The organism is Roseateles sp. P5_B10 (genome assembly GCF_056400485.1).
Genome location: NZ_JBFULE010000617.1, coordinates 1 through 3,182, shown reverse-complemented (window position 1 = coordinate 3,182; position 3,182 = coordinate 1). Strand labels below are relative to the sequence as shown.

The 3,182-nt window shown below is 67.7% G+C and carries 4 protein-coding genes; all 4 read right to left on the bottom strand.

The window, feature by feature from the left end:
• A partial coding sequence (locus AC1DU6_RS24840) for an outer membrane protein assembly factor BamB family protein (RefSeq protein ID WP_477860329.1) occupies nt 1–398 on the bottom strand: 398 nt, incomplete at its 3' end.
• Entirely contained in the window at nt 395–1,066 is a 672-nt protein-coding gene (locus AC1DU6_RS24835) for a YfgM family protein (protein ID WP_457325008.1), read from the bottom strand. The genes AC1DU6_RS24835 and AC1DU6_RS24840, both read right to left, overlap by 4 nt.
• Before the next feature lie 37 nt (nt 1,067–1,103).
• Entirely contained in the window at nt 1,104–2,411 is a 1,308-nt protein-coding gene (gene hisS, locus AC1DU6_RS24830) for a histidine--tRNA ligase (protein WP_457326188.1), read from the bottom strand.
• Nucleotides 2,408–3,182: flavodoxin-dependent (E)-4-hydroxy-3-methylbut-2-enyl-diphosphate synthase (locus AC1DU6_RS24825; RefSeq protein ID WP_477860326.1), on the bottom strand; the 775-nt coding region annotated here is incomplete at its 5' end. The genes AC1DU6_RS24825 and hisS, both read right to left, overlap by 4 nt.

Below are 3,182 nucleotides of genomic sequence, written 5' to 3'. Positions count from 1 at the left end.
GCCTTCTTCCAGGCCACCTTGCCGTTGTCCAGCACGACCAGTTCGTTGTCGCGGTTGACGACAGCGGCAAAGCGGCCATCRCTGCCAATGCCGGCCGACAGCTTGGCGCCCACATCGCCGCGCCAAAGCTCGCGGCCATCGGCGGCGGCCAGCGCGCGCACGCTGCCATCGCTGCTGGCGACGACGAAGCGGTCACCAGGCGTCGCGATGCTGAGCGGGAAGCCGATGTTGTCGCCCTTGGCGCTCCAGACGATGCGGCCGCTGGCCGGGCCGGACAAGGTCTCCAGCGCAGCCGGCTTGTCCTTCTCGCTGCCGAACCAGGAGGTCCACGTCGAGCTGATCGTGGAACAGCCGGTCAGCGAAGCCGCCAGCAGCGAGATCAGGGCAACCCGCCTCATTGCGCGGCTCCGGCGGCTTCGACGGCGGTCGGCACACCCAGCGTCGCCAGCTTGGCCTCGACGATGCGGCGGTAGTCCTGGGTCTTCTCCAGGCCAGCCAGGGCCTTCTGGTACTCGGCCTTGGCGGCATCGCGCTTGTCTTGCAACAGCAGCAGGTCGCCACGGCGGTCAGCCACCAGCGCAGCGAACTCGGTCGTCTTGATCGCGTCCAGCGTCTTGGCGGCCTCGTCATAGGCCTTGGCATCGAGCTGCAGGCCGGCCAGGCGCAGGCGGGCCACGTCGCGGTAGGGGCCGCCCTCGGCGCCCTGTTCGGCCACCCAGGTCAGGCTCTGTTTGGCGTCGTCGGCCTTGCCCTTGTCCAGCTGCAGCTTGGCAACCTGCAAGCCGGCCTGTGCCGCATAACCGGTGCCGCCGTAACGGGCTTTCAGATCGCCCGCAGCGATGGCGGCCTTGTCGACGTCCTGGGCGGCCAGGGCGCGGTCGAATTCGTCGTACATCGCGGCGGCCTTGGCAGCTTGGTCGCGCTGATACCAGTTCCAGCCTTGCCAGGCGGCAAAGGCGGCCAGGACGGCGGTCAGCACCCAGGTGATGAGGTTGCCCCAGCGCTTCCAGAACGCTTTGAGTTGTTCGAGTTGTTCTTGTTCTTCGAGGTCGAGATGGGCGGCCATGGGAAAACTTCAGGAAAGGGTCTCGGGAGGCCCGGGATTATGCGGGGAGGAGGTCGGCGGCCCAGGCAGCCGCGTCGGCGAGCGGCCGGCTGAGCTGTTCGCCACCGTCACGAAGGGGTTTGACGCTCACCTCGCCACGGGCCAGTTCGTCGGCACCGAAGACAAGGGCGAAGCGGGCGCCGGACGCGTCGGCCTTCTTGAACTGCGATTTGAACGAGCCGCCGCCGGCATGCATCTGCACGCTGACGCCGGCCTCGCGCAGCGCCTCCAGCACGCCAAAAGCCTGCGGCAGGGCCGCTGCGTCGGGCACGATGGCGTAGGCCTGGGGTGCCGACGAGGGCACGGGCAGGCCGAGCTCGTCGATCAGCAGCAGCAGGCGCTCGATGCCCAGGCCGAAGCCGACGGCAGGCGTCGGTTTGCCGCCAAGCTGTTCGAACAGGCCGTCATAGCGGCCGCCGCCGCAGACTGTGCCCTGGGAGCCGAGCTGGTCGGTCACCCATTCGAAGACAGTCAGGTTGTAGTAGTCCATGCCGCGCACCAGGCGCGTGTTGACGCGGTACTCCAGACCCGCCGCGTCGAGGATCGCGCGCACGGCGTTGAAGTGGGCGAGCGTCTCTTCGCCGAGGAAGTCCATCAGCTTGGGCGCCGCCTCGATGACGGGCTGCATGGCCGGGTTCTTGCTGTCCAGGATGCGCAGCGGATTGCTGTGCAGGCGCTTCCTGCCGTCTTCGTCCAGCAGCTCGGCATGGGCCTCGAAGTGGGCGATCAGCGCGGTGCGGTGGGCGTTGCGCTCGGCCGGTTGGCCCAGCGAGTTCAGCTCCAGGCGCACATGCTGGCCCACGCTCAGGCCCAGGGCCTGCCAGAGGCGGCGCACCATCAGAATGATTTCAGCGTCCACATCAGGCCCGGCAAAGCCCAGGGCCTCGACGTCGAGCTGGTTGAACTGGCGGTAGCGCCCTTTTTGCGGGCGCTCATGGCGGAACATCGGGCCCATCGTCCACAGCCTGAGGGGCCCGTTGTAGAGGGCGTTGTGCTCGACCATGGCGCGCACGATGCCGGCCGTGGCCTCGGGGCGCAGCGTCAGCTGGTCGCCGTTCATGCCGTCGGTGAAGGAATACATCTCCTTCTCGACGATGTCGGTCACCTCACCCAGGCCGCGCACGAACAGCGCCGTCGGCTCGACGACGGGCGTCAGCATGTACTGGTAGCCGTAGCTGCCGAGCACCTTGCGCAGCGTGGTCTCGAACCAGCTCCACAGTTCGCTGCTGGGCAGCTTGTCCTTGCGGGTGACGCTGGTCGGGAGGATGTCGTTCATCCCCTTGACCGCCTGAATCGCCTTGCTCATGCAGTTGCTGTGGCGCCGAAGCGCTTCTCGATGTAGTTTTCGACCAGCGCGTGGAACTCGGCCGCAATGTTGTCGCCGCGCAGGGTCAGCGCTTTCTCGCCGTCGATGAAGACCGGCGCCGCCGGGGCCTCGCCGGTGCCGGGCAGGCTGATGCCGATGTCGGCATGCTTGCTCTCGCCGGGGCCGTTGACGATGCAGCCCATGACGGCCACCTTCATCTCCTCGACGCCGGGGTATTTGCCGCGCCAGACCGGCATCTGCAGGCGCAGGAAATCGTCGATCTGCTTGGCCAGTTCCTGGAAGGTCGTGCTCGTCGTGCGGCCACAGCCCGGGCAGGCCGTCACGCTCGGGTTGAAGTGGCGCAGGCCCAGGGCCTGCAGGATCTCCAGCGCCACGACCACTTCCTGGGTGCGCGACTCGCCCGGCTGGGGCGTGAGGCTGACGCGGATGGTGTCGCCGATGCCTTCCTGGGCCAGGATGCCCAGCGCGACCGAGGAAGCGACCGTGCCCTTGGTGCCCATGCCGGCTTCGGTCAGGCCCAGGTGCAGCGCGTAGTCGCAGCGGCGAGCCAGCTCACGGTAGACCGAGATCAGGTCCTGCACGCCGCTGACCTTGCAGCTGATGATGATGTTGTCGGGGTTCAGACCCAGCTCGGCGGCATAGGCGGCCGACGTTAGCGCCGATTCGACGAGAGCCTGGTACATGACCGGCTTGGCGTCCCAGGGCTGGGCACGCTTGGCGTTCTCGTCCATAAACTGCGCGAGCAGCTCC

What these genes read in the sequence shown, in the direction of transcription:
- AC1DU6_RS24835 (WP_457325008.1), bottom strand. Translation starts at nt 1,066, where the DNA reads ATGGCCGCCCATCTCGACCTCGAAGAACAAGAACAACTCGAACAACTC.
- hisS (WP_457326188.1), bottom strand. Translation starts at nt 2,411, where the DNA reads ATGAGCAAGGCGATTCAGGCGGTCAAGGGGATGAACGACATCCTCCCG.